The organism is Streptomyces canus 299MFChir4.1 (genome assembly GCF_000383615.1).
In the GTDB taxonomy this organism is placed as follows: Bacteria; Actinomycetota; Actinomycetes; order Streptomycetales; family Streptomycetaceae; genus Streptomyces; species Streptomyces canus_C.
This window is the reverse complement of the sequence record NZ_KB911697.1, coordinates 1-1017: the sequence shown is the minus strand read 5'-3', so window position 1 is coordinate 1017 and position 1017 is coordinate 1. Positions and strand designations below refer to the sequence as shown.

Sequence of the window (1017 nt, the reverse complement as noted above, 5' to 3'; positions counted from 1 at the left end):
CCACGGCCGGCGACAACCCACCATCCACCCCACCCAAAACCTCACCGGACGGAGCAGCACGCAACCCACCAAACCTACGCTCGTACGACCTCCTCTCCTCCCTCGTCGGTGTCCTCGGCCGTGTCTCACGCAACTCGGCCATCGAACCGTTCCCCAGAACGTCGTCCTCAGTCGAACTCATATAGAACGGACGGACACGCGACGCCTCGACCGGGCCCCTGATCTGGATCTCCGTCTCATTGAAGAACCCGAGATCCATTTCCGGCGTGGCATGAACAGTCGCCAGCAACCCCACCTCGGCATCGCCCACAGAACGCCGATAACCCTCAACGAACTGGGCCCGATCACTCTCCCCCATACCCCGCACTGCCAGCAAAGCACCCCGCGCGACATCACTGGTCGGAGCAAACGGAATGAACGACGTGTTATGAGTGTCAAAGTCAGGCAACCGCCCCCGCCCCAGCGGACGAATAAGACCCTCACCCGTCACCTGATGCCACGTCGGATGCCAGCGAGGAATACCCCGATACAGCGGGAAACCGCCATACATATAACGCAACACATACCCAGCCATACCGTCGGAAACAATTCCGTGACGGTCCACCTGGCTCTCATCAATGAAACCAGTACCACCAGACCCAGATTCGAAGACCCAAAAACCGCTCTCCCAGACCATCGGCACACGCTCATCCCCGACCCTGATCCGGACCACCTGCGGCTCCCGAGGCCGCTCACGCCTGCCCCCACCCGAACGGAAACCACCCCACGACGGCGCCGGCAACATCCCCCCCACCGCCGACTCCGAACCCGACTCCGCCGACACAACCGGCTCCCCACCCACAACAGGAGAACCCACAGCCTGCGCCGGCACTCCGGCCTCGACGGACTCCGAACCCGACTCGGAACGGTGCTGGTCCGGCTCCGCCGTCCCGGCCTCCGTGTCGGGGGCCGTGGCGACACCGTTCATGAAGTCACGGAACGCCTCATACCTCGCGTTGTCCGCCCCCGTCGCCGCCA

General features: G+C 63.8%; 1 pseudogene. It reads right to left on the bottom strand.

The features are described 5' to 3' along the window. Window positions 1-676 (bottom strand): annotated as a pseudogene (locus H293_RS54235) (hypothetical protein); the annotation flags it as partial. Between the last annotated feature and the right edge of the window lie 341 nt (window positions 677-1017).